Genomic DNA, 23,109 nt, shown 5'->3' on the forward strand with positions numbered 1-23,109 from the left:
AGCCCTCCGAGGAAGATCCTCCGGAGGGCTCCTGAGCTGCGCAAACTGTGGGCGATACTGGGATCGAACCAGTGACCTCTTCGGTGTGAACGAAGAATTCAAATATAGGACTGGCTGCTGGTATTTTCGATCTTGAATCTGGTAGAACGCGGTTCTACTCCGTTGGGGCGCAGGTCAATGCCGTTGGGTGCGGTTGCGAACAGGGGTCGTGCTCCACATCTGCTCCACGCCCGACGGGCCGTTTGGGCTGACTTCGGTCGTTCGCGAGCAGCGCAATAGTCGCAGGACGGATATTTAGGTCTAGCAGCGCATGTCGGACCGACATGGTGGAGGTTTCGATGGCTTGGATCGAGCAGACGCGTTCGCGGTATCGAGTGCGCTACCGCCATCACAATGTGATCTACATCGACTCTGTGCACGCCGACGAGACCGTGGCCGTCGAGCGTCGCGCCATCTTCGAGGCCGGTGCACGCCGGCGGGCGCGGCTGTTCCATCCGGACCCGGCCCCGAAACTTCGTGACTGGATCGAGGTCTGGCAGGCAAGCCAAGCGGTCAGCATCGCCGCGGCATGGCGCAGGCAGCGGGTCAGCAAGAAGAACCAGGTAACGTCCTAGCCGTTGCCGGTCGTCCTTCGTCAGAGACGTTCGTTGTCCGTGCTGGTTGCTGGCCGTACGGCCGTCGGCGCGGCTACATCGACCGCGACGCCGTAGTCCTTGTAGGTGGACAAGAGATTGAATTGGCAGATGCGTTCGCCGCACTGCAGGTACACGTCCTTGAGCCAGAACTCAACGATCCGGCCTTCGGCGTCGGTCCGGGCGACGAAGGTGGCTGGCGACGCCGAGGTCTTCATGCCCGCGATCGCTGCGTCGTAGAACTCAGCTAGCCACCCGGAGGCTTTCGCTGCGGCGCGCCCCTTCGCGAAGTCGATGGTGCCGCGGAACTTCCCCGGTATCGTCTGTTGGACATCTCGCGCACCTGCGAGCAGACCGAGATTGACTTGCGGGTCAACTGCTTGGCGAATGGGGCTCGCGATGAACTGCAGTTCGTCGATATCGACTCGGGCGTGCTGGGGATCGCTGGCCGCCCACTTCACGTAGGTTTTCCCATCAACGACGAGGATTTCGCCGTCGCTGATCGTGCGGCTCTCGGTCAGCCGTAAGCGAGCGTTGTGATGAGTCATGTCGTAGGGGCCGGCGACCTCCGTGTTGATGAACGCGGGGCCGGTGATCGTCTGCTGGATGTTCAGGGAGAACGACTGACTCAGCGTCGACGTCACCGCCGCCAGGAGGGTGGCCGAATCGCTGGACTGCTTCGTCGGTGGCGTCGTGGCGACTTTGGCTGGCGCACCTGAACAACCGGCGATTGCCATCGCTGCGATGGCAAGCAAGCCGACGAGTCTGCGCCGGGTGCGCCGCCGGTTCCATTGATCGTTCATCTCAGCCCCCATGAACAGGCAACGGCTGAGTGATACCCAGCCTGCGACGGATCATGAAACGCGATCGGCAACCCATCGTCAAGTTCTCAAGGCGACGCGGTTCATGGCACGGCCGTCTCTGCGGAGATCAGGCCGGTGGGACCTGGCGGGAAGGAGCGTTGCCGCGATGGTTGATGTGCGATCGTCAGGTGATCGGCTCCATGGGGCTGTCGTGGGCGCGGTCTGGCTGTCGTGTTCATCGTCAATGCTGGACGTGCCTGCGGACGGAAGCTTCTCGGGGACCCCAGATTGCCCGACTTATGCTCGGTGTGGGGTGAGGAGTCGCCAAGTCTGAACTTCCTCGGCGTCCAGCCGGCGCAATGCCGAAAGATAACGGTTTGGTGACAGATTCCCGTCGAAGGATTGACTAATTGCGATCGGCGAGGCCGTCCGGGAAGCCCAGGCGCGTGTCGATCTTGCTGTATCCATGGGCATCGATCACGAGTGTCCGGTGTCGACACTGTTTGGCTGAAGATCAACTGTGTGGCGTGTCGCTCGCAACGCAGAACCGGCTGAGTGCGAACTCGAAGGAGAATGCGCGCATCGGTGCTATGTGGAACTGTCGGCGGTCGGCGAAAGTCGGCTGAGGCACCTGCGTCGATGCTGGGCTCGCTGCATCCTCCCGGCATACCGAAGCCTGCCGGACCGGTGACGCCGGCGACCTGCCGAACAATTACGGAGAGTTGACCTTGACGTGCTGGCAGGGTCTGGCCCTAGATTCTCCCTCCGGTTGACAGATGTCAACCGTCTTAAGTTCATGGGGGAACTCGGGTGTCGCACTCGTGGAGATCATCCTGTCGTCTGGTCGGGAGTGCTGCTGCACTGGTCCTCGGCGTTTCGCTGGGAGTAGTAGCTGATTGGCCGCAGCCGGGTCCTGCGCTCGCGGCATGTTCTGCTCAAGCCGAAACCGTTGACGCGGCCGTCGCCGTGGCGAAGTCGTGCGGCAGCCAGGTCGAGGTGGCGCAGTCTCGGACAGAGGTGTCGCAGACTTTCGCCAATCCGTCGGGTTCTCTGACGACCGTCATGTCGGCCAGCCCGCAGCGGGCGCGGCGTGATGACGGATCGTGGGCTCCGATCGATACGACGCTCCGTCGGCTCTCCGACGGCACCCTGGCGCCGGTCAATGCGGCGGCGGCCGTGCGCTTTTCCGGTGGCGGCGACGGCCCGCTCGCGACGTTCATTGCAGGTGGCGGCAGACTCAGTTATAGCTGGCCTTCCGCCCTTCCCGCCGCGGCGATCGACGGCGACACCGCCGTGTACACCGAAATCATGCCCGGCGTCGACCTGCGTGTGCGTGCACTGGCAGACGGGTTCACCTACAGCCTGGTCGTGAAGACCGCTACTGCGGCCAGTAACCCCGGGCTGGCCAGCGTCAGCCTAGGGCTGGCCGCATCCGGCCTTGCCATCAAACCCCAACCGGATGGTGGGTTCGACGCAGCCACCCCGGCGGGTCACGTGGCCATCTCATCGGGCACCGGGCTGATGTGGGATGCCGCAGGCCTTTCGGCGCAGAGCCAGACCGAGGCGAGGGCCAGCACGCTGGCTGCCGATCAGATCGATGTCGGCAATCTCGCCGCCCAGGTGCCTGACCAGTCGGCCACCGCCGAGGTCGCCACGACCGCCACGGGCAGCGCGCTGACGATCCGGCCGGACCTGGCGTTGCTGGCAGACCCGACGACCGTGTACCCGGTGATCATCGACCCGGTGTCGAAGACGATCTCACAGACCGGCTGGGGGTACACCGACTCCACAAACGCCACCCGTGATGACGAGGTGGCCCGGGTCGGGCTCAATCCGGACGGCTCGGGCACCTACCGATCGTTCTTCTCGTTCAACTCCGGGGCGACAATCGGCCGCCCGGCCACGGTGCTCAAGGCACAGTTCCAGACCTACATGACCCATTCGTGGGCGTGCACCGCGACGCCGGTGAACCTCTACTCGGTCTCGGCTTTCAACAAGGGCAAGAACACATGGTCAGGCCCGGCATTGGGAGCGTGGATCGGGGAGCAGACGGGCAACGCGCACAAGCCGTCGCAAGGCGGCGAGGGCTGCGGCAGCGATCCCCAGCCCGACGACTATATGGAGTGGACCAACGACACCCTCAAGAGCGGCGTCCAGTACGCGTTGGATCAGGGTTGGTCGACCTATGCGCTGGGACTGCTGAACCGTCAGCAGGACGGGACGAGCGAGACGACGAGCAATTGGTGGAAAAAGTTCGATCCAGCACGTACCAGTCTGTATGTCGAATGGAACAAGAATCCCACCACTCCGGCGTCGGCCGATATGGAGACCGCACCGAGCAGCACGCTCGCGGGAACGTCGTGCACGACGGCGAACCCGCTGATCCGGTCGAGCGCTCCGGTTCTGCGGGCAAAGCTGCGCGACCCCGACAACGAGGCCGGCGGTCTGCTGACCGGCACGTTCGTGACTCAGGAGTGGGACCCGACCGGTGAGGTGTGGCGTGACCCGCCACTAGTAGGTCGACCCGGCGTGTCCCAGGCGACGAAGTCCGTGATCAATGTCGCTCCGGCCACGCCGTCGGCCCCGAGCAACTATGCGGCGGTTTCGCTGGCGCAGCTCACCCAAGGTTTCAAGTATCGCTGGCAAGTCCAAGCCAAAGACGCCCAGGGCGCAGTCTCGGGGTGGTCGCCGTGGTGCGAGTTCACGGTTTCGTCTGAGCCCCTTCAAGCGTCGCCGATCATCACCTCAACCGACTACCCGGTGCCGGACGACACCCACACAGGCGTCTACGGCGGGCTGGGCCAACCCGGCCGGTTCACCTTCACTGCCAACGGCGCGGCGGTGACCAAATACGCCTACCACCTCGAGGGCGGGGCCAGTTATACCGCCACCGCAGTCGACGCCGCTGGCAGCCCGCTCGTCGGAGGGTCTGCCACTGTGTGGGTCACCCCAGAAGATGTGCTCAACAACGTTCTGTACGTCCACGGCGTCGACGCCGCTGGCAACTCGAGCCCCGACAGCCAGTACACATTCCGCGTCGGCATCGCGACAGACGAGGTGTCGACCTGGCTTCTCGACGAGGGCATGGGAACAACCGCTAGCGCCACGGGGACTGCTCCGAAGAATCTGACACTCACCACCAGTAACGCAGCCTGGACTGACGGGCGGATCCTTGGGACTGGTCCATCCGGCGCGGATAAGGCACTCAAACTCACCGGAGGCTACGCGGAAAGCTCCACCGGCGCCGTAGTTACCTCGAAAGCGTTCTCAGTGTCGGCGTGGGTCAAACTCGACTCGCTTCCGACAAGCACCGCCACAGTGATCTCACAAGACGGCGCGGTCAACAGCGCGTTCTCACTGAGTTACGTACCACCCCTGATGAGCGGCTTGACCAAGCCCTCGCAGATAGGCGGCGGTTGGTGCTTCACCTACTACAACAGTGACGCCAGTGCGCCTACGAAGTTCAGAGTCTGCACCATCACGAGACCGCAGCCAGGAGTCTGGACCCATCTCGTGGGTGTCTACGACCCCGGCCACGGCACCATCCCGTTGAGCATCTACCTCGACGGAACTGACAGGTCCCGGTGCTACGGCGGAATCTCGGCGGGCAACAGCACCTGCAAGGACCCTGTGACACCCTGGGCGTCGACTGGCAAGTTTGCGGTCGGCCGTGGGAAGGCCGCGAGCGCTGTGGCAGAGCAGTTCCCGGGGCAGATCGCCGAGGTACACGCGTGGAACCGGGCAACATTCGTCGATCTGGACATCCTGCCTGCGCTCACCGCGGTCAATGTGGGGACCTGGTACATGCAGAGCCCCGCCGACAGCCAGGAAGGCAGTGGCGCGGACTGGTCGGGCTACAACCGGCCGCTGTCGCTGAGCGCGACCAACGCCGAATACATTCAAGATCCGGTCACCTACACGGGCATGGTTGCGTCCCTGGGCGGAACATCGGGCGACCTTCACACCAGTGGGCCAGCGCTCGACACGACCGGCCCGTTCTCGATCGCCGCCCGTGTCCAGATCACCGATCCGACCGCTGCGGGAGTCCAAACGATCATCTCCCAAGACGGCTCGGCGGACGGAGCCGCTCAAAGCGGATTCGCGTTGTCTTACCGGCCAGATAACGGCGGCCAGTGGCTGGTCCAAATCCCAGACAGCGCGACGGGCACCACCTCCACGATCCTCGCGGTGCCCGCCGTAAGCCCGGCGGACTGGCACCACCTGGCATTCGTCTACCGGCCAACCAGCGTCGGTAACCCGGCACTTGGCTGGATCACCCTGTACGTCGACGGCGCCAACGCCGGCAGCGGCTATCTGAATGAAGCCTTCGCCCCGTGGCAGGCGTCCGGGCCCCTCGTCATCGGCCGCGCGAACGCGGCAGGGACGAACACGCAATGGCTCAACGGCTGCGTCGACACCGTGCGGGCATTCGCCGGAGCCCTGACCGATGCCGAAGTCTCCACCTACGCCAACACCAGCGAGCCCTAACCATCTCGGGCCCGGCGAGAAGTACCTCGCCGGGCCCAATCTTGCCTTCACCTCGGTCTTCAACCATCTCCACGGACCTTTGCTCAGCTGTTGACACTCCTCGGGGAGAGCTGCCTCATGGCTAACAACGTCGTCCATCTACGTCCACGTCGCACCAAGCGCGTGCTGCGCACAACGGCCGCAGTCGCCGTCACCGTCCTGATGGCAAATCTTCTGCAATGGCAGCCTGCTGCGGCAGCGCCGAAGGCCAACCAACTCCTCGGTGCCCAGAACTACACCTCGGTTGCCGGACATCCAGTTGGCGCACAAGCGTTGCGTAGCAACCCAGCCACATCGCAACGCGCGACGAAGACCACGCGATGGCCCGCCGCGACCTCGACGGAAGCCATCGTTTCGCCGAAGCCAGGAACCCGGACACGCGCGGGAGACCTGCCACTGCTGGTCAGCCAGCCGGACGTGCCACAGGCCAAGAACCGGACCGCCCCGACCAAGTTGCGGGCCACAGTCCTGCCCCAGTCGGTTAGCGACAACGCCGGCATCCGTGGCGTGATCATGCGCCTGGAACGCACGGACGGAGTCACGACCGCGGGCTCGCTGCGAGCAGCCCTGGACTATTCGGGCTTCAGCGGCGCCTTCGGCGGTGGGTGGGCCTCCCGGCTGCGGCTGGTGACACTGCCGGAATGTGCGTTGACCACCCCCGACAAGGCCCGCTGCGGCTGGACCGAGCTCGCTGCTCAGAATGACATCGCGGCGCAGACCATTTCCGCGGACGTTTCGGTTTCCGCGACATCAGGTACCGCATTTGCCGAGACCAAGGACCAACTCGCGGGCAACGCAGCCGTTCAGACGGCCTCGGGCGTGTTGGTCGCCGCTGTCGCCGGCGCTTCCGGGGGCGCTGGCGACTTCTCCGCAACCAGTCTGGCGTCGTCGGCCACCTGGTCGCAGGGCGGGGCGACGGGCGGCTTCAACTGGTCGTATCCGTTGAGGATGCCGCCGGGTGTCGGCGGGCCCGCGGCCGAGGCGTCCATCAGCTACAGCTCGCAGTCCATCGACGGCCGGATGGCATCGACCAACAACCAGGTGGGCTGGATCGGTTCCGGGTTCAGCTACGACCCTGGCTACATTGAGCGCCGCTACAAGGCGTGCGCCGACGACATGACGACGGCCGGCGCCAACAACACCACCAAGACCGGTGATCTGTGCTGGGGTACCGACAACGCGATCCTTAACCTCAACGGTTCGGTGACCGAGCTGCTCAAGGGATCCGACGGCAAATGGCACCCCGTGCACGACGACGGGTCGAAGATCGAGCTGCTGACCAACACCAGCTTCGCCAACGGCGACGACAACAACGAGTACTGGAAGGTCACCGACACCCGAGGTTCGGTGTACTGGTTCGGCCGGCACCGGCTGCCCGGCTGGACGTCCGGCAAGGCTGAAACCAACTCGGTTCTCACCGTGCCGGTCTTCGGCAACAACCCCGACGAGCCGTGCAACAAGACCGCGTTCAAAGACTCCTACTGCGACCAGGCGTGGCGCTGGCAGCTGGACTACGTCGAGGACCTGTGGGGCAACACCATGTCCTACTGGTACGCCCGTGAGAAGGGCTACTACGCACGTAACCTCGACATGACCAGCCTCGACGACTACTACCGCGACGGCTACCTGCAGCACATCGACTACGGCACCGACAACCGCACGCTCGTGAACTCGGTCGCCACCGACAGCGAATACGTCTCCGGAGCCGTGGTCCCCGCACGCGTCGACTTCACCGTCGCCGACCGATGCCTGTCGGCCTGTGCCACCCACGACGAGCAACACTGGCCGGACACCCCCTGGGACCAGGAGTGCACCTCCGGGCAGACCGACTGTCGTAACGGCTCGCCGACGTTCTGGTCCACCAAACGCCTGACCACCATCACGACGAAGGTGTGGAACACCATCACGGCAGCGTGGAAGCCCGTCGACTCGTGGGCCCTGCGCCAGTCGTTCCCCGACCAGGCCAACGACGGCGGTCTGTGGCTCGACGGTATCACCCACACCGGCCTCGTCGGCGGAACCCTCGCCACACCGGAAGTCACCTTCTCCGGCATCCAGATGTACAACAGGGTCGACGCCACCCAAGGCGACTGGGCCCCCGCCATGAACTGGCGCCGCGTCAACTCGATCGTCAACGAAACTGGCGGCCAACTCTGGATCACCTACTCCAGCCAGCAGTGCGCCAAGGGCGGCACCATGCCCACCGCCGTGGACAACAACATCCTGCGCTGCTACCCCGTCAAATGGACGCCGCCGGGCTACACCGGTCCGATCACCGACTACTTCCACAAGTACGTCGTGACCGAGGTCCGTCAGATCGACGCCCTCGGCTTGGCGCCGGACGTGGTCACCGCCTACACCTACAACAACCCCGACAACCTGCCGCTGTGGCACTACGACGACCCCGACGGGCTCACCAAGACCTCCAACAAGACCTGGAGCGAGTGGCGCGGCTACCCATCGGTCACCACCACCGTCGGTTCCGGCGCGGACCAGACCACATCACAGGTCTACTACTACCGCGGCATGAACGGCGACAAGCTCGCCAACGGCGACACCCGCACGGCGACACTGCTGGGCACCGAACAGGGAACCGTCGGCGACGAGGAAGCCTTCGCCGGTCAGGCGTTCGAATCGATCCAGTACCTCGACGGCGCGATCCTCAGCTCCACCATGTCTTTCCCCACCGTCCTCGAGCCGGCGACCGCCACCCGCACCATCGACGGGCGCACGGTCACGTCGCAGTATGTGCGACCGTCTTCCACCTGGTCCCGGACCAAGATCGACAGTGGCTGGCGGCGCAGCTCGACGTCGCTCACGTACGACAGCTACGGGCTGGTCGTCACCACTGAGAGCGCGTCGTGGGACAACAACGGGCCATCGGTCACCCAATGCACGCATAACGAATACCGGCACAACGCAGCTGCCAACATCATCGGAAAACTGACGGAGTCCAAGGGCTGGATCGGCACGTGCGACACGCCGCCCACAGATCCGGCCAACATCACCTCGATCACACGCACCGCCTATGACGGCGGGGACATCGGCGCGGCGATCACCAAGGGCGCCGTCACCCGCATCGACGGAATGTCTGGCTGGGCTAACGGTAATCCGACCTTCCAAACCACCGGTACCGCAGGCTATGACGCGGCAGGCCGCATCGCATGGTCCACCGACATCTCCGGCGAGAAGACCAGCGTTGCCTATACCCCCGCGATCGGCGGGCCCATCACCCGGATCACGACCACCTACAACGCGATGACCAACTGGTCCGAGTATCTAGACATCGAACCCGGCTGGGGATCGACGTTGGTGGCGTCAGACATCAACACTCGCAAAACCACCAAGATCTACGATCCGCTCGGTCGTCTGCTCAAAGTGTGGCAGCCAGGACGAACCACCTCCCAGACACCACACCTCGAGTATGCGTATTCACTCGATCAGGCCAAAGCGAAGCTGCCCTACACCACAACCAAGACGCTGAACGCCAACGGCGCCCAGGAGAGCGTGTACCAGATCTTCGACTCGTGGGGCCGTGTCCGCGAGACACAAACCGCGGCGATCGGCAGTGGCCGGATCCTCACCGACACCTTCTACGACTCCGCCGGCCGGGCATTCAAGAACAACAACGCGGTCTGGGACGGCGCAACCGCGCCCAACACCACGCTCTCCCCGCCGCTCGACGCCGACGTCGCCGGCCAAACCCGCACCGAGTACGACCACGCCGGACGCCCGACCGCCTCAGTGTTCTACTCCAAGAACACGGCGCAGTGGCGAACCACCACCGAATACCACGGTGACCACACCACCGCCATCCCGCCGATTCCCGGCACCGCCAGTGAAACCTGGACCAACGCCCAGGGCCAGACCACCCAGGTCCGCAGCTACCACACCCAACAGCCGACCGGCGTCTACGACACGACCAGCTACACGTACTGGCCAACGGGCCAGGCGAAAACCGTCACCGATCCCGGCGGCAACCAGTGGAGCTACACCTACGACGACCAAGGCCGACTGTCCACCACCACGGATCCTGACAAGGGCGCCAGCAGCATCACCTACAACTCCATCGGCGACGTCGAGACCACAAAGGACGCCAACGGCAATATCACCGCGTACACCTACGGGCCTCTAGGTCGCGTCGACACCATCCGTAACGGCTCAACAACCGGTCCCGTTCGAGTCGCGTACACCTACGACAGCCCCGCCAAGGGCCTCACATCGACCGTCACGCGCTACTACGGCAGTGACGCGTTCGTGACCAAGGTCGTAGCGGTCGACGCGCTCTACCGCCCAACGCAGACACAGCTCACACTGCCGTCGAGCTACGGAACGCTCGCCACAGCTCCGTACGTGTTCAAGGCGTCCTACGCCGCGGACGGATCACCGCAGACGAGCACGCTGCCGGCAGCAGGTGGCCTCAACGCCGAAGTGCTCACCTACGAGTACGACTCGACTATGGGGATGCCACTGCGCCTGAAGACCGACTACAACACCGGCACGACGAGCTACTACGTGAGCGACGCCGGCTACACCAACTTCGGTGAAGTCAACACCATCACCCGCTCGACAGCCCTGACCGGCGCACCCGCCGCGCAGACCGCGCAGTACTACGACGAGGTCTACCATCGCGTCCGGCAACGCGCCATCCTCAAGACCACCGGCGTCGCCGCGATCTCCGACGCTGCGATCAAATACGACACCCTCGGCAACGTCATCAAGATCGACGATAATCCGGCCGGGGGACAGCGCGACACGCAGTGCTTCAGCTATGACTGGGCCCAACGCCTCACCGAAGCATGGACCCCCGCCTCGTACGACTGCACCCAGGCACCCAGCACCAATCTCGGCGGCCCCGCCAAGTACTGGCTCAACTGGGGAATCGACAACCTCGGCAACCGTACGACACAGACTGAACACGCCACCCAGAACGGCGACATCACCACCAACTATGCCGTTCCGACGCCAGGCACCGGAGTCGTCCGTCCGCACGCGATGACAGGCTTCACCCGCACCGACGGCAAATCGGCCCAGTACGCATACGATGCCGTGGGAAACATGACCTGCCGGCCCGACACAACCGCCACCAGCAACAACTGTACAACCGGCGCAGGAAGTCAGAAGCTTGAATGGGACGCCGAAGGCCACCTGACCAAGCTCACCGACACCACAGGCGTGCATAACTACCTCTACGACGCAGGTGGCGCGCGGCTAGTCACCGACGACCCGAATGCGATCACCGTGCACCTCGGCGGTATGGAGCTCACTAAAACCAAGAGCACCGGCGCCATCACCGCAACCCGCTATTACACCTTCAACGGCGAAGTCGTCGCACAACGCACCACGGCCGGGCTGTCCTGGCTGGCCAGCGATACCCAAGGCACCAGCCAGGTCGCCATCACAGCCGACACCAACCAGACGGTCACCCAACGCCGCCAAACCCCGTACGGCACCCCACGAGGCGCCAACCCCGGCTGGGTTAACCCCAAGGGCTACCTCGGTGGGCAGCAAGACCCCACCGGGTTGACACACCTCGGCGCACGCGAATACGACCCGGACACCGGACGTTTCATCTCCGTCGACCCAGTCATCGACTTCGGCGACACGCAGCAGATGAACGGGTACGCATACGCGAACAACAGTCCAGTCACATCCTCCGACCCCAGCGGCCTCATCCCGGAAGACTTCGTACCCCACACCAACCCGGACGGATCCTGGTACAGCGGCTTCTGCGGAGGCGGGACCAACCCTTACGACTGCTGGCAGGGCTACAACAACAACACCCTCATCTACAACTGCCACCAGGTGGCCGACTGCCGCAAGAATGGCGGCTGGCACGACGCCCTCGACATCGTCACCTTCCTCGCCACCATCACCGGAGCCGGGCCGGTAGCCACCCTCGCCACAGCAGCCAACGCCAACATCTACTGCTGGGAAGGCGAGGCAAGCGACGCGAACTGCGAGGCATACACAGACGCAGTTATCGTCGACCTCGTATCCCTTGGTGAAGGCGGCGAGCTGGCGCTGATCGGCAGAGCGGAGTCGGGCGCCGTCACCGTACGGCCGTGGGAATCCCTCGCAACAGAAGAGAAGATCGCCGCGCTCCAAGCACAAGCGAAGGCCGGACTCAGCCGAACCGACAAGCTCGACCAAGCGGCTGCTGACGCCCTAACCGCGGAGAAGTCCATCGCCCGCGAAGGCACCGAAGCCAAGAAGATCCAGCAGACGATCCATAACACTCCAACCCCCACCAAGACGCCGGTAAAGCCGCCTCGTCGGCCGACCGGCAAGTCGACCGGAAGCCAAGGCGCCAAGTGCCCTCACAGCTTCGATCCCGATACCGAAGTTCTGATGGCCGATGGAACCACCAAGGCCATCAAGGATGTGCAGATCGGGGACAAGGTCCTGGCGACCGATCCCACAACCGGTGAGACCAAAGCTCAGCTCGTCACCGACCTGCACAACAACGACGACCGGGACCTCGCCGACGTCGCGGTGCGTGACAACCGAACGGGCGACGAAACGGTCCTTCACACGACCTGGCACCATCCATTCTGGAATGCCACAACGGGACTCTGGTCAGAGGCTAAGGACCTCAAGGCCGGCGACCAGTTGCGAGATGCGAACGGCAACGCCACACAAACGGTCGCCCACATAGAGATCATGACCGGGCAACGCTGGATGCGGGACCTTACAATTGGTGACGTCCACACCTACTATGTAGTAGCGGGTGGCCAGTCCGTTCTGGTCCACAATTGTGGTGGGCCAGTTGTTAGGCAAGACATTATCGACGAAACCGTCAATCATGCAGACCAGTTCGCAAATAGAACGTCAAAGAAGTTTTCCGCCAGTTTTGTTAGTGGGAATACGATTACTCTGGATGAGGCGCACGTAACGGGGCAGGCTTTCCTTGGAAGGGGAGCTTCTGAGGTCGCTCCAGGAGTCTTCAGAAACGGGAATAGGGGATACCGCGTCGATCCCGCCTCGGTGCAGGGTGTTGGGCACTGGCCGAATATTCCTCACGTGCATTTCGAGATATTCGATGATCTCGGAAAACCGCTCGCAAACAACCACGTTCCGCTCACTGGGGGGCCTTAGTGGCGAAGATTGAGCTTGAGCGATATGGTGAGGTGATTGCCGGCGAAAACGAAGGATTCTTCATCTTCGTTCATTATGACGAGAGGGATACCGGCGGTTACTATATTCTCTTGGTAAACGATATCGAGAATCCGTCCGATGGCGGTGACTACTGGGTCAAAGACACGGACGAACTCATCAATCTGTTCCAAGTCTCCGATTGGCAAGTCGAGTGGCGCAGGTAGATTGATGCGTGGGCGAGGACGTGGTGCCGGTCGAGGACGACTAGATCGGCACCACGTCGTCGGCTCCCACCTTGACATCCTAGTGGCGACCGGTATACCGATGCCCTAATCGACGCCAAGGCCCGGCACGAATCCGATCTTGCGCAATGATCTCGAAGCCCGCCAAGTGCGGGGCCATCATCGTTGAAAGTGGCTTAATTGGAGCCGGCGACCAAACAATGTATTCCTGGTCCCCGTGCGAGGTCGATGGAGGTGCACCCACGCCCAGTCGTAGAACCTGGGTCCCTTCGATCCGGGCCTGGCCGAGCGGGTATGCCAGGCATGCTCGGGCAAGGTGGCGGCGACTCCGTCGGCGCGTTCACGGCGCAGCGGCGTGGTGTCGACCTGCGGGTTGCAGGCCACCGCTAGCCTCGGCGATTCGTTAAGGGCTGCCTGCATCGTGGTCCACCAATGCGAAAGCGCCGCCCTCTGATCTGGGATGATTCGGCTTTCGAAGGCCCAAACCACCCGCCTCGGAAGGCACCCGCAGGGTGAAGATTACTCCAAGGCGTCCGAAGATCATCGTTACGGCCGATGGGCGAGGCATCGTCGGCCACGCTGGTGCGCGGCTATTGGCGGATGTTGCTGACGCCACCGGTCTGACTGGAGGGTACAGCGTTGCGCTGCAACCGTTGCGGCAGCGCCGTTCGGGTCATGATCCGGGCCGGGTCGCAGTCGATGTGGCGGTGATGCTCGCCGACGGTGGACAGGCGATCGCGGATCTGGCGGTGCTGCGTGATCGGGCCGAGCTGTTCGGGCAGGTCGCCTCCGATCCGACCGCGTGGCAGCTGCTGTCGGCTATGGACGGTGCCGCGTTGGGCCGGCTGCGCCAAGCCCGGGCGGCCGCACGGGAACTGGCCTGGGCGCAAGCGATCGAGACCCGCGGCGGGCTGCCGGTCTCAACCGCAGCTCGCCGAGGATGAAGCGATGCGTCATCCCGACCGACAAACCCATCGGATCGGTGTCGGTCAAATCAGTCCCCGGCTGGACCATCACCGCCGAGAAGACCAAGCTCCCCACCCCGCTCCAGTCCGGCGACAGCACCATCACCGAAGCTGTCTCCAAGATCACCTGGACCGCCGACGCCGCCTCGGCGATCAAACCCGGCCAGTTCCAGGGATTCGACGGCTCCGCCGGACCGCTGCCCGAAACCGACCAGATCGCCTTCAAAGCCCTGCAGACCAACTCCGACGGCGACGTCGTGCGCTGGATCGAAGTCCCAACCGCGGGTCAAGCCGAACCCAACCACCCCGCGCCGGTCCTCAAACTCACCCCCAAGACGGCCGCATCGGCCTCCGCCAGCACCGGCATGACCGTCACGGCCACCGACTCCGACGACAACGGAGCACCGCTCGGCCTCACCATCGCAGCCCCCGCCGTCGCCGCGCTCGCCCTGATCGTCAGCCTCCTCGGCATCCGACGCAAGCAAACCACCTCGTCGTGACCAGCGCGGTGGCCGTGCGGAGGTGACTGACGCACGCTTCGCTCGGCCACGAACTTGGGTGTCGCCAGAGCAAACGCCTGCGCGCTCCTTAGCGCGAAGACCGCTTCGCGACGGCGAAGGACAGAACCTCATCGGCCGGCCCGTCAGGCCCCGGACGACGCCCCAATCCGTAAGGACCAACTCCGAGTCAGACTTCTTACATGTGGAGCACTTTTGCCCACCAACATTGACGAAGCCCTCCGAGGAAGATCCTCCGGAGGGCTCCTGAGCTGCGCAAACTGTGGGCGATACTGGGATCGAACCAGTGACCTCTTCGGTGTGAACGAAGCGCTCTCCCGCTGAGCTAATCGCCCGGGACGGGTCAGACTGTACCCGATCCGGAGGGCCGGGCGCATCTCGGTATCCCGTGTCGCCTCTCACGGGCTTCGGAGGGCGGGCCAGGGGCCTGATTTGATCAGGATCTCGGGGGAGCGATCATGGTGTCCCGGGCACCGACACGCCGTCGAGCACGACCATTAGTTCATGATCGGCGGGAAAGTGGTGGGGGGTGGCGCTGGGGGCGGGGATATCCTATGGTGTCGATAGGAATTATAGGTAAAGGGGCGCGTCATGGCCGTTGCGGTGGTCGTCGGAGGCGGGTTCAGCGGCGTTGTCGCTGCTCGGGAGCTGGTCCGGACCGGCTGGTCCGTGATCATGGTCGACCCGCAGGCGCGGCCCGGCCGGGGCGTGGCGTACTCGACGGCGGCGCGGTGGCATCTGCTGAATTCGCCCGTTTCGGCGATGAGCGTCGACCCGGATCGGCCTGAGGATTTTCTGGAATGGTGTCGTCGGCGGGATGCGCATACTGAAGGTAGCGATTTCGTCGCGCGCGGGTGGTACGGCGACTATTTGACGGAGGCGTTGCGCGCGGTCGACGAGGTTGCGCCGGGGAAGCTCACCGTGCATCGGGGCACCGTCAGCCGCATTTTCGAGGCGTCCCATGCCGGGCTGACCGTGCTGCTCACCGATGGAGTGGTGCTGACGGCGGACGCGGTCGTGCTGGCGGTCGGCAATCCGGCCCCCAGGCACCCCATCGCGGCCGGCGACGACGTCCGGCGGCTTTCGGCGTACATTCAGGATCCTTGGCAGAAGGACGTCCTGGCTGGTGTGGGCGACGGGCCGGTGCTGCTGATCGGGACCGGTCTGACCGCGGTCGACGTGGCCTTGAGCCTCGCGGGGCGCGAGATCACCGCGGTGTCGCGCCACGGTCTGTTGCCGCGGGCGCACGCGCCGTCGGTCCGCCGGGAGGTCGTGCCGCCGGCGGCCACGAGTGTGGCCGCGTTGCTCCATTGGGTACGCGATCAGGCCGCCGGCACGGGGGACTGGCGCGGAGTCATGGACGGACTGCGACCGCACTGGGACGTGATGTGGCGGCGTCTGCCCGAGCATGAGCAGCGGCGGTTCTTGCGGCATGTGGCGCGGTACTGGGAGGTGCACCGTCACCGGATGGCGCCGCAGGTGGCCGCGTCGGTCGAGGCCCGCCGGTCCGACGGGAGCTTCCGCGTACGCGCGGGCGAGGTGTGCGGCCTACGGCCGCTGCCGGACGGCCGGATCGAGGCGGTGATCAAGGGGCACGGCATCGAGACCCAGGCGTACGCCGCGGTGATCAACTGTACCGGGCCGGGCCGGCTGACCGAGCGGGATCCGCTGGTCCGGTCGCTGGTCGCGGACGGGCTGGCCGCGCCCGGGCCGCATGAGCTGGGCCTGGCCGTCGACGAGCACGGCGCGGTGTCGGGGCGGGGTCATCGGGCTCCCGCGCTGTTCGCGCTGGGGTCGGCCCGGCGCGGGCGGCTGTGGGAGACGACCGCCGCGCCGGAGATCCGCGAACAGGCGCGGGCGTTGGCGTTGCACCTGCTGACGATGGGGATCGACCGCGAGTCGGCCGACCAGACCCGCTAGAGGAGCAGGTCGGCGAGCCGGTCGACCTGGTCCAGCCGGGCCGCGGTCGGGTCGAGGTACAGCTCGGTGCAGCCGGCGTCTTCGAACGCGGTCACCGCCGCGCGGATCGCTTCCGGCGTACGCAGGGCGCTGTCGGCGATGATCTTCGCGAAGTCTCCGGTGAACGCGTAGTAGTGACTCAGGTAGTCACGCGACTCCTGCTCGGCGTCGTCACCGAGGGAGAAGTACGCCAGCGTCGCGAGCCTCGGTTCACCGGTTCGGCCCGCGTCGGCCCACGCTGTGCGTACCCGTTGATTGAAGGGTTTGACCTGTTCGGGCCGTGCGCCGCCGGCGGTCCAGCCGTCACCCCAGGTGATCACGCGCTCGACGGCCTTGTCGCTGGTGCCGCCGATGAGGACGGGCACCCGGCGGTCGTGCACCGGGGTCGGGACGCTCTGGCCTTCCTGCCAGGCGGTCCGTAGGTACGCGAGGCTCTCGTCGAAGATCCGCCCGCGCCGATTCCAGGCCACCCCGGTCAGCTCGTAGTCGTCGGGCCGCCCGCCCGGGGCGAGGCCGAGCGTGAGCCGGCCGCCGGAGAGCTGGTCGAGGCTGGCCGAGACCTTCGCGAGCAGGGGCGCGGGGTAGACCGGGGCGAGCAGGATGTTGGTCATCAGTCCGATGTGGCTGGTCGCACCGGCGGCGGCCGCCAGGGCCGTCAGCGAGTCGTGATTCGGGTACGCGATCCGGTCGATCGTGGCCAGCCCGGCGAATCCGCGTTCCTCGGCCCGGCGTGCCCAGTCGACGAGCAGGCGGCCGGACACTCCCGGGACGGGATTGGGGAGTCCGATGGAGATCTTCATGCGTTCACCGTAGCGATTGACCCGTCGACCGCCGGGTGCAACTTGCAGTAATACCGCATATGCTTCTCGCGTCGCGTCCCCTCCCGACAGTTGAAAGAGCCGCCCCATGGAACGTCCTAGCTGGGCCCCTGCCGACCTCGACCTCGACCGGCCGAGCGTCGCCCGCGTCTACGACTATTATCTCGGCGGCTCGCACAACTTCGCCGTCGACCGCGAGTTCGCTCAGCAGGTCTTCCAGGCCATGCCCAACGTTCCGCAGCTGGCCCGGGACAACCGGGCGTTCCTGCGTCGAGCCGTGCGGGCACTGTCTGCGCTGGGCGTCGACCAGTTCGTCGACCTCGGCTCCGGCATTCCGACGGTGGGCAATGTGCACGAGGTCGCGCAGGAGCTCGACCCGAAGGCCCGCGTGGTCTACGTGGACTGGGATCCGGTGGCGGTCGCGCACGGCCAGGCGATCCTGGCGGACAACGACCGGACCGCCGTCATCGGCGCCGACCTGCGCGAGCCGTCGACCGTCTTCGACCACGAGCGGGTCAAGGCGCTGATCGACCCCGCCCGGCCGACCGCCGTGCTGTTCATCGCGGTGCTGCACTTCGTGCCGGACGAGCAGCAGCCGATCGAGCTGATCGGGCGGATCGCGAGCCGGCTCGCCCCGGGCAGCCACATCGTGATCTCGCACGCCAGCCCGGACCGGCAGTCGGCGCAGCTCGGCCAGGCGGCGAACCTCTACCAGAAGACGGCCAGCCCGGTCACGATGCGGTCGCAGGCCGAGATCGCGGCGTTGTTCGGCGACCTCGACCTGCTCGATCCCGGTGTGGTGCAGACGCCGCTCTGGCGGCCCGACGCCCCGGACGAACTCGGGCCGGAGGCGTACGAGTATCCCGGGTTCGTGGGCGTCGGCCGGGTTCGCTGACGGCCTGGCGGGCACCGTGGAACCGCCGAACGCGTCCGAGGTCGCCGGAGCCTGGACCGACGCCATCGCCGAGACCAGCTACGTCGTCATCGGGCGTACCGCGCTCGCGGCCCGGCTGACCACCCGGGTCGAGGAGCTGCTCGCCCTGCTCGACGCGGCCGGCGACGACCTCGGCCCGGCCCGGTCGATCGGCGCCGCCCTGGTCTCCTCGCACTTCACCGACGTCGGCGCGATCACCGGATCGCTGCGCGCTCTGGGCGATCGGCTGGCGGCGTACGCCGGGAGCGTGCACAAGGACGATCGTCTGCGCCGGGTGCTGGCCGAGCTGGCCGGCGGGTACGCCGAGGCGCTGCGCGAACGCACCCTGGCCGAGCAGGAGCGCATCCACATCGCCTCGATGCAGGCCAGGACTGCCGCCGAACGGGCGCGCTGGGAGAGTGAGGCGCGCTTCAAGGCGGTCTTCGCCGACGCCGCCATCGGCATCGGGATCGGCGACCTCAGCGGCCGGATCATGGAGGTCAACCAGTCGCTGTCGGAGATGCTCGGCTACAGCATCGACGAGTTGCGGGAGCTGTCGGCGAGCGACTTCGCGCACCCGTCCGACGATCCGGCGGTCTGGTCCGATCTGGCCCAGCTGTTCAGCGGCGACTCCGACCACTTCCGTACGCAGAAGGCGTACTACCGGCGCGACGGCGAGGAGATCTGGACGGAGCTGGCCGTCTCGCTGATCCGTGCGCAGGACGGCGCGCCGCGGTTCGCCGTCGGGATGGTGCAGGACATCACCGAGCAACGGCGGCTGCTGACCGAGCTGGCGTTCCAGGCGACCCACGATCCGCTGACCGGGCTGCCGAACCGCACGATGTTCTTCGAACGGCTCGCCGCCGCGCTGGGCGACACCCGTCCCGACGCCCGGGTCGGGGTGTGCTACCTGGACCTCGACGGATTCAAGATGATCAACGACACGCTGGGGCACGACGCCGGCGACGAGCTGCTGCGTTCGGTCGCGGAGCGGCTGCGCGTACGCCTGTCGGGGCCGGGCCGGCTGGTCGCCCGGATGGGCGGCGACGAGTTCGTGGTGCTCCTCGAACAGTCGCCGGGGGAGGCCGAGCTCGTCCGTATCGCCGACGAGGCGCTGACCGTCGTCCGGGAACCCGTCGTCCTCGGTGGGCACACGTTGAGCGTGGCGGCCAGTGTCGGGGTCGTCGACCGGGCCGCCGCCGGCACGACCGCCGCCGAGCTGATGAAGGCCGCCGACACGACGCTCTACTGGGCTAAGAGCGACGGCCGGGACCGGTCGGCCGTCTTCGACCATCACCGCCACGCCCAGGCGGTCGGCCGCTACCGGCTGTCCGCCCAGATGCCCCGGGCGTTGGAGGAGGAGCAGTTCTTCCTCGACTATCAGCCGCTCGTGGACCTCAACGACGGCGAGCCGGCCGGGGTCGAGGCGCTGGTCCGCTGGCAGCATCCCGAGCTGGGACTGCTCGGCCCGGACCGGTTCGTCGAGATGGCCGAGCAGAGCGGCCTGATCGTCCGGCTCGGCCAGTGGGTGCTGCGGGAGGCGTGCGCCCAGGCCGACCGGTGGCGCCGCGAGCACCCGGACTGGCATCCGCTGATCAGCGTCAACCTGTCGCCACGTCAGGTCGCCGAGCCGGGTCTGGTCGCCGACCTGCGCCGCATCCTCGCCGAGACCGACATGGATCCCGGGGCGCTGCAACTGGAGCTGACCGAGAGCGCGCTCATGGCGACCAAGGGCGAGCCGCTGGCCGTCCTGCACCGGCTCGCCGACCTCGGCGTACGCATCGCGATCGACGACTTCGGCACCGGTTACTCGAATCTGGCGTACCTGAGCAACCTGCCCATCCACGCGCTGAAACTGGCCGGGCCGTTCGTCTCCGCGCTGCGCCGTCCGGCCGGTCCGAGCGCGGCCGACATCGAGATCCTCGCCACCGTCGTACGCCTCGCGCACACCCTCAAACTGACGGTCACCGCCGAGGAGGTGGAGACGGCGGCGCAGGCGTCGTTGCTGGCCGGGCTGGATTGCGACCTCGCGCAGGGGTGGCATTTCGGCGCGCCGGGGCCGGCGCATCACATCAACCGTCTGCTTGCGGTGAAGTGAGTACCCTGCTGGTATGCCCGTACAGCTGTGGTACGACCCCGTGGAGATCCCCGACGCGCCACCGCCTGAGCTGAACGCGTCCACCCATCGCAGCCGGCTCGCGCTCGAACGTGTCCTCGCCGACCCCGACGACGACAAGACGTGGGAGGAGCTGGCCGTCACCTACGACGAGATGGCTCCAGAATGGACCGAATGGGCGGTGGAGCAGCCCTGGTACGCCGCCACGGTGGCGGCCGGGTTGCAGCACGCCCGGCCGGTCGAGTGGATCGTCGAGATCGGCTGCGGCACCGGCCAGGCGACCGAGCTGCTCGCCCGGGTCGGCCCGCCGGTCGTCGCGACCGACGTCAACGTCTCCATGCTCACGGGCGCGCCCGCACTGCCGCACGTCGCCTACGTCGCCGCCGACGTACGCCGGATGCCGTTCCGGGACGGTTCGGTGCCGATGCTGGTGAGCCTGAACGGCGTACCCCACTTCCGGGAGTTCAGCCGGATCCTCGGCGTAGGCGGTCAGCTGCTGTGGTGCACATCGTTCGGACCCGGCACCCCGCTGTATCTCCCGCCCGACCGGGTTGCCGATATGCTCGGTCCCGATTGGACGACCGAGGCGGGCCACGCCGGTCACGGCGACTGGATTCTGGCCGTGCGAGCCCGCTGACGCACCTGGGGAGGGGCGCGCGTTGCGCATCGTCAGTTTCGGTACTTTCCTGCTGCCCGTACGCTTCTCGCTGAGCGCGTTGATGAAGCCGGGCGGCCGGGAAGAGCTGTCCGAGATGCTCCGTACCGGACTCACCGAGTTCCAGTCGGACGCCGCCGTCGACGACGCGGACCTGTTCTTCGACGTGGTGGGCTCGGTCTACACCCGGATGGAGACGATGGTCTTCTCCGGCGCGACCGAAGTCGGCGGCACCGCCATCCGGCTCTACGTGAGCAGCCTGGCGATCGCCTTCGTGGTGATCGAGATGGAACTGCCCGACGACATCTCGCTCGACCTCGAAGACGAGGAGTGCAGCACCCGGTTCAAGGAGTACGAGGGACCGGCCACAGAACTGGTCGAGCCGCTGATCGCCCGATGGAGCCAGCGGATCGCCGAGGTCGTCGAGCCCTCGCTGCTGCGGCCGCTGCCGCCGTCGGCGATGGACAGCAGCACCCTGCTGTGGTGGCACCGGCTGTGCGTCGACGCCCCGCCCGGCGTCGAGTTCCCCAACGCCCGCTGGTACGGCGTACCGGTGGAACTGGCGCAGGGCGCGACCGTCCACGTCGGAACGGGCATGACCAACGTGCACTCCATGGGCCGGCCGGGCCTCGTGCACGAGGTCGTCGAAGGTCTTATGGTGGCCACCCAGGAGTGGATCGTGGTCGACGAGGCCAAGCGGCACATCGCCGACCACCTCGTCGGGCTCAGCCAGGCCGACGAGCACAGCCTGATCACGGTGGACTCGCAATACGTCGACGTGCTGTCGCTCACCGAGGACGTCACGATGCGCAACCTGCTGCTGGGCCAGGAGGCGCGCTACCTGACCACCGGCCGCCTGCGCGTACGGCAGGCCGCGGCACAGGCCTGGAGCACCACCGCCGAGGCTGAGACGCTGGAGGAGCGGACCGCCGCGCTGCGCGACCTGTTCAGCCTCCACCGCGAGCGCATCTTCAACGACCGCGACGAGCGGCGTAACCGGCTGATCTTCGTGTTCACCGCGATCACGCTCATCCAGTCGATCCTGGTCTGGTACGACTTCCTCACCGAGCCGAACACCGCGTCGGCCGGGACGCCCCGGCCGGAGATCGCCGTCGTCGTCCTGCTGCTGACCGTCATCTCGGTCGTCGGCGCGCTGCTGACCCGGCCGAAGGGCCGCGAACGGCGGCGGTTCCGGCGGCCGTCGATGCCCCGCCAGCGTCAGGCTCCCGTCAGCGCGCCGCGGCGTACCCCGCACGACGTCGACTGAGGGCGCCTGCGCCGAGCTGTCAGTGCGCCGAGGCGGACTCCGCACGACGCCGGGCGAGGTGCTCGCGCGCCTCGGCGACGAAGCCGGCCGGGTCGTCCGCGTTGATCCTGATCTCCGTGACCGGTTCGCTGTCACCCGACGGCAGGCGTACCACTTGGGGTGCGACGAGAACGAGGTCGACGGCGGTCTGGCTGCCCACGGCCACGCTCAGCGCGGTGCCGGTCTTCGTCTGTTCGAAGTGGACCGTCTTGGAGGTCTGAAGTGGGCGCTTGTTCGCCCGGACCTCCGCGATCGACTCCCATGGCACGGGAAAGTCGATCGATAGTCCATATCGGACGTTGACGCCGTCGTCGCCGATCGTGTGAGTGTTGACGTACATGCTCGCGAGCAGGCCGATCATCCAGGTCACGCCCCACGCGCCCAGGACGAGCATCGCGATGCGCACACCACGCCAGGGCAACAGCAGGTCCGCGATGGGGATCTCGACCGCGGACAGCACGATGAACGTCCAGATGATCGGCACCACCGGCGCGGCGTAGCGGAACGGCCGCCCGCCCCGCGGCGGGCGCCGGGCGATCCAGCGGCCCAGGGCCAGC

General features: G+C 66.2%; 13 protein-coding genes, 1 tRNA gene and 1 pseudogene. 11 read left to right on the plus strand and 4 right to left on the minus strand.

Features of this window, described 5'->3' with window-relative positions; all coding sequences use genetic code 11:
• Nucleotides 1-338: 338 nt before the first annotated feature.
• Entirely contained in the window at nucleotides 339-614 is a 276-nt protein-coding gene (locus AB0M47_RS33730; RefSeq protein WP_363421321.1) for a hypothetical protein, read from the plus strand.
• 20 nt (nucleotides 615-634) lie between these two features.
• On the opposite strand, the gene AB0M47_RS33735 is transcribed toward AB0M47_RS33730, so the two are convergent.
• Entirely contained in the window at nucleotides 635-1,435 is an 801-nt protein-coding gene (locus AB0M47_RS33735; RefSeq protein ID WP_363421323.1) for a hypothetical protein, read from the minus strand.
• 1,017 nt (nucleotides 1,436-2,452) lie between these two features.
• Between AB0M47_RS33735 and AB0M47_RS33740 the strand changes: the two genes are divergently transcribed.
• From AB0M47_RS33740 to AB0M47_RS33760, 5 genes and pseudogenes are all read left to right on the plus strand, one after another.
• Entirely contained in the window at nucleotides 2,453-5,923 is a 3,471-nt protein-coding gene (locus AB0M47_RS33740; RefSeq protein WP_363421325.1) for a LamG domain-containing protein, read from the plus strand.
• 117 nt (nucleotides 5,924-6,040) lie between these two features.
• The gene (locus tag AB0M47_RS33745; protein WP_363421327.1) at nucleotides 6,041-13,060 is read left to right on the plus strand and encodes a polymorphic toxin-type HINT domain-containing protein; all 7,020 of its coding nucleotides are present in this window, start codon (nucleotides 6,041-6,043) and stop codon (nucleotides 13,058-13,060) included.
• On the plus strand, nucleotides 13,060-13,284 hold the full coding sequence (locus AB0M47_RS33750) for a hypothetical protein (RefSeq protein ID WP_363421329.1): 225 nt from the start codon (nucleotides 13,060-13,062) through the stop codon (nucleotides 13,282-13,284). Before AB0M47_RS33745 ends, AB0M47_RS33750 begins: the two co-directional genes overlap by 1 nt.
• A gap of 530 nt (nucleotides 13,285-13,814) precedes the next feature.
• Nucleotides 13,815-14,192: pseudogene (locus AB0M47_RS33755) on the plus strand (transposase); the annotation flags it as partial.
• A 50-nt stretch (nucleotides 14,193-14,242) separates the two neighbouring features.
• On the plus strand, nucleotides 14,243-14,767 hold the full coding sequence (locus tag AB0M47_RS33760) for a YcnI family protein (protein WP_363421331.1): 525 nt from the start codon (nucleotides 14,243-14,245) through the stop codon (nucleotides 14,765-14,767).
• A gap of 281 nt (nucleotides 14,768-15,048) precedes the next feature.
• Here the strand turns inward: AB0M47_RS33760 and AB0M47_RS33765 are convergent.
• Nucleotides 15,049-15,120 (minus strand) — tRNA-Val (locus AB0M47_RS33765).
• A 256-nt stretch (nucleotides 15,121-15,376) separates the two neighbouring features.
• Between AB0M47_RS33765 and AB0M47_RS33770 the strand changes: the two genes are divergently transcribed.
• On the plus strand, nucleotides 15,377-16,705 hold the full coding sequence (locus AB0M47_RS33770; protein ID WP_363421333.1) for an FAD-dependent oxidoreductase: 1,329 nt from the start codon (nucleotides 15,377-15,379) through the stop codon (nucleotides 16,703-16,705).
• On the opposite strand, the gene AB0M47_RS33775 is transcribed toward AB0M47_RS33770, so the two are convergent.
• Nucleotides 16,702-17,544, minus strand: coding sequence for an LLM class flavin-dependent oxidoreductase (locus AB0M47_RS33775; RefSeq protein WP_363421335.1), 843 nt, complete (start codon nucleotides 17,542-17,544; stop codon nucleotides 16,702-16,704). The two genes, AB0M47_RS33770 and AB0M47_RS33775, sit on opposite strands and share 4 nt — an antisense overlap.
• 106 nt (nucleotides 17,545-17,650) lie before the next feature.
• On the opposite strand from AB0M47_RS33775, the gene AB0M47_RS33780 reads away from it, so the two are divergent.
• Genes AB0M47_RS33780 through AB0M47_RS33795 form a run of 4 tightly spaced genes read left to right on the plus strand, consistent with a single transcriptional unit; the run spans nucleotide 17,651 to nucleotide 22,513 of the window.
• Nucleotides 17,651-18,457, plus strand: a complete 807-nt coding sequence (locus AB0M47_RS33780; protein ID WP_363421336.1) for an SAM-dependent methyltransferase — start codon at nucleotides 17,651-17,653, stop codon at nucleotides 18,455-18,457.
• Between the two features lie 16 nt (nucleotides 18,458-18,473).
• The gene (locus AB0M47_RS33785; protein ID WP_363421338.1) at nucleotides 18,474-20,573 is read left to right on the plus strand and encodes an EAL domain-containing protein; all 2,100 of its coding nucleotides are present in this window, start codon (nucleotides 18,474-18,476) and stop codon (nucleotides 20,571-20,573) included.
• A gap of 13 nt (nucleotides 20,574-20,586) precedes the next feature.
• On the plus strand, nucleotides 20,587-21,228 hold the full coding sequence (locus AB0M47_RS33790; RefSeq protein WP_363421340.1) for a class I SAM-dependent methyltransferase: 642 nt from the start codon (nucleotides 20,587-20,589) through the stop codon (nucleotides 21,226-21,228).
• A 22-nt stretch (nucleotides 21,229-21,250) separates the two neighbouring features.
• Nucleotides 21,251-22,513 (plus strand): hypothetical protein, encoded by a 1,263-nt coding sequence (locus AB0M47_RS33795; protein WP_363421342.1) that lies wholly within the window; start codon nucleotides 21,251-21,253, stop codon nucleotides 22,511-22,513.
• Nucleotides 22,514-22,532: 19 nt separating this feature from the next.
• Here AB0M47_RS33795 and AB0M47_RS33800 read toward each other — a convergent pair.
• Nucleotides 22,533-23,109 (minus strand): hypothetical protein (locus tag AB0M47_RS33800; protein ID WP_363421344.1); only part of this gene is annotated, 577 nt, incomplete at its 5' end.

Origin of the sequence: Hamadaea sp. NPDC051192 (genome assembly GCF_040682475.1) — a bacterium.
Classification (GTDB): Bacteria; Actinomycetota; Actinomycetes; order Mycobacteriales; family Micromonosporaceae; genus Hamadaea; species Hamadaea flava.

Excerpts from the sequence above, each read along its gene's own strand:
- AB0M47_RS33770 (WP_363421333.1), top strand. The coding sequence starts at position 15,377 with ATGGCCGTTGCGGTGGTCGTCGGAGGCGGGTTCAGCGGCGTTGTCGCT.
- AB0M47_RS33760 (WP_363421331.1), top strand. The coding sequence starts at position 14,243 with ATGAAGCGATGCGTCATCCCGACCGACAAACCCATCGGATCGGTGTCG.
- AB0M47_RS33780 (WP_363421336.1), top strand. The coding sequence starts at position 17,651 with ATGGAACGTCCTAGCTGGGCCCCTGCCGACCTCGACCTCGACCGGCCG.
- AB0M47_RS33790 (WP_363421340.1), top strand. The coding sequence starts at position 20,587 with ATGCCCGTACAGCTGTGGTACGACCCCGTGGAGATCCCCGACGCGCCA.
- AB0M47_RS33775 (WP_363421335.1), bottom strand. The coding sequence starts at position 17,544 with ATGAAGATCTCCATCGGACTCCCCAATCCCGTCCCGGGAGTGTCCGGC.
- AB0M47_RS33745 (WP_363421327.1), top strand. The coding sequence starts at position 6,041 with ATGGCTAACAACGTCGTCCATCTACGTCCACGTCGCACCAAGCGCGTG.
- AB0M47_RS33730 (WP_363421321.1), top strand. The coding sequence starts at position 339 with ATGGCTTGGATCGAGCAGACGCGTTCGCGGTATCGAGTGCGCTACCGC.
- AB0M47_RS33735 (WP_363421323.1), bottom strand. The coding sequence starts at position 1,435 with ATGAACGATCAATGGAACCGGCGGCGCACCCGGCGCAGACTCGTCGGC.